Origin of the sequence: Serratia sp. J2 (genome assembly GCF_046269175.1) — a bacterium.
In the GTDB taxonomy this organism is placed as follows: domain Bacteria; phylum Pseudomonadota; class Gammaproteobacteria; order Enterobacterales; family Enterobacteriaceae; genus Chania; species Chania fonticola_C.
Genome location: NZ_JBKABN010000080.1, coordinates 1 through 2,205, shown reverse-complemented (window position 1 = coordinate 2,205; position 2,205 = coordinate 1). Strand labels below are relative to the sequence as shown.

General features: G+C 52.0%; 5 protein-coding genes. 3 read left to right on the top strand and 2 right to left on the bottom strand.

Features of this window, described 5'->3' with window-relative positions; translation table 11 throughout:
* Nucleotides 1-260 precede the first annotated feature (260 nt).
* The 3 genes from cueR to bhsA are packed head-to-tail and all read left to right on the top strand — an operon-like array spanning nucleotide 261 to nucleotide 1,305.
* On the top strand, nucleotides 261-770 hold the full coding sequence (gene cueR, locus ACKWMY_RS28080; protein WP_083196374.1) for a Cu(I)-responsive transcriptional regulator: 510 nt from the start codon (nucleotides 261-263) through the stop codon (nucleotides 768-770).
* 56 nt (nucleotides 771-826) lie between these two features.
* Nucleotides 827-1,024, top strand: a complete 198-nt coding sequence (locus tag ACKWMY_RS28075) for a heavy-metal-associated domain-containing protein (RefSeq protein ID WP_065684934.1) — start codon at nucleotides 827-829, stop codon at nucleotides 1,022-1,024.
* A 20-nt stretch (nucleotides 1,025-1,044) separates the two neighbouring features.
* Nucleotides 1,045-1,305, top strand: a complete 261-nt coding sequence (gene bhsA / locus ACKWMY_RS28070; protein WP_024486783.1) for a multiple stress resistance protein BhsA — start codon at nucleotides 1,045-1,047, stop codon at nucleotides 1,303-1,305.
* Between the two features lie 73 nt (nucleotides 1,306-1,378).
* Here bhsA and ACKWMY_RS28065 read toward each other — a convergent pair whose 3' ends face one another.
* Both ACKWMY_RS28065 and ACKWMY_RS28060 read right to left on the bottom strand, forming a co-directional pair.
* Nucleotides 1,379-1,915 (bottom strand): dihydrofolate reductase family protein, encoded by a 537-nt coding sequence (locus tag ACKWMY_RS28065; RefSeq protein ID WP_253082575.1) that lies wholly within the window; start codon nucleotides 1,913-1,915, stop codon nucleotides 1,379-1,381.
* A gap of 99 nt (nucleotides 1,916-2,014) precedes the next feature.
* Nucleotides 2,015-2,205, bottom strand: a 191-nt coding sequence (locus tag ACKWMY_RS28060) for a hypothetical protein (RefSeq protein ID WP_409487530.1), incomplete at its 5' end; no start/stop codon positions are given.

Genomic DNA, 2,205 nt, shown 5'->3' with positions numbered 1-2,205 from the left:
CCCACAAGGAGAGGGGACCGTTCGAGCTCGCTATCAATGGCAGAAGATCACCTGGCCTACACGTGAAGATATTCCCATATCTGTTCCCTGTTCTTGGGAGCAGGATAGTGAGCCAGAAATGGATCACCATGCCTGACCGCAGCTCCGTATCAACTCCCTCTCCTTGGGGAGAGGGTTGGGGTGAGGGAGACCAGCGAGCTTAACCAGTAACAATGACGCTAATCCACAGTTTCAGTGCTATCCCTCTGAAGGAGATAATGATGAATATCGGTCAAGCAGCCAAGTCCTCCGGCGTTTCAGCCAAAATGATCCGTTACTACGAACAGATCGGTTTGATCCCCAAGGCCATACGCTCGGATGCGGGCTACCGCCATTACAGCGCTTCGGACGTACATAGCCTGCGCTTTATCCGCCGCTCACGCGACCTTGGGTTTTCTGTTGAGCAGATCTCGGCGCTGTTGGTGCTGTGGAACGACCGGGACCGCGCCAGCGCCGACGTCAAAGAAATGGCGCTTTCCCACGTCGCGCGGCTAAAAGCCAAGATTGCCGAACTGCAGGCGATGGCAGAAACCCTCGAGTTCCTGGCCGACCACTGCCACGGTAATGACCGCCCAGACTGCCCGATCCTGGCTGATTTAGCCGAGCCAACCGCAGTAACGACAGTGCCAAATAAGGCACCAAAGTTCGGTGTTGCGTCAGGTGTGCTGAAACGCGGGGAAAAGGGGTTTGCCGTTGTAGCGAAAGAGAAAATTTTGCAGAAAAACCTTTGACCTTGCCACGCTGGCAAACCTCATAGTGATCTGACACCAACCCGATGGAGATCAATATGCATCATTTCACTGTTCCCAATATGACCTGCGGCGGCTGCGCCAAATCCGTCACCAAGGCGCTACTGGGCGTTGACCCACAGGCCCGTATCGAAACCAATCCGGCTGCGGGCGAGGTAAAGGTCGACAGCACTTTGGCAGCAAGCGAGTTACTTGCGGTACTTGGCAAAGCGGGTTACCCGGCCCGACATATCTGAACAGCAAAGGAGAACCTGATATGAAACCTGTCAAAATGGCCATCGCCGCACTCGCGTTGGCAACGCTTTCTTTCTCTGTCATGGCGGCCACGCTGGTTGACGTTGCACCTGCCAATCAGCAGAAAATCGGCGTGATTAGCGCCTGTTCAAGTAGTAACAGCCTGAGCAGCCTCCAGCGTGAACTGGAGAATAAGGCTAAGGCAGCCGGGGCAAGTGCCTATCGCATTATCGGCGCTTCCGGCAACAATCGTATGTGTGGTACGGCCGAGATTTACCACTGATTGTTGTCCCTAGAGAAGTCGCTAGATGCGGCTTCTCTATCCTGCCTTTTTATTCCACGGCGACTACTCGGCACTACTTTCTTATAGTTAACACGCTTTCTAACGCACCGCTTTGTAAAAACCGGCTCGTCACTGGTGTCACAACCACACTACGGTTGACGGGTAGGATCTTGATCCCTTCCCCCAGGAATACGGGAATGGTTGTGATATATAATTGGTCTAACTCCCCAGCATCGGCGAAAAATGCAGCGGACTTACCTCCTCCAACAACCCAAACATCCTTACCTTTTGCCGCCAGTTTTGCATGCCTGGCAATATCATTAGCATTCCCACTCACTTTACTTATGCCTGTGCCTTGCGGTATTGCCAGATCCTGACTTGTCAAAATGAACGCCGGAACATCTTTATAAGGCCAGTCGCCATGGGCATTTTCCATTATCCAGCTGTAGGTTTTTCCGCCCATAATCACCGCGCCAATACTCTGGTAGAAGTCATCATAAGGTGTAGCATCATCGCCTAAGATAAAATTAGTCAGCCAGTCAAGCTCATGATCCTGGGTGGCAATGTAGCCATCCATAGATGCTGCAACATAATAAATTAACTTCGACATTCTATATCCTTAATTTGCTGATTGAGCCTGTCGGGAGCAGCAGGTTCGTTACTTTCGCTTCTTCAACTGCTGGGTAGCGAATTTCACCACTTTGTTCATCTAGGATGCAGGCAGGGCTGGATTCTGGGCAACCTCTTGCCTCAACGGCTCAAATGGGCACTGGTTGAATAAGCGGAGGATCGCTACCGGGGTCAAAGGGTTGAGTGCCAGTGAACGGTTAAACTGGAACAGGCTGCTGGCAGTGTCGTACAAATTCGTTTCAGAAGCCGGAAATTCAGCATAGCCAAAGG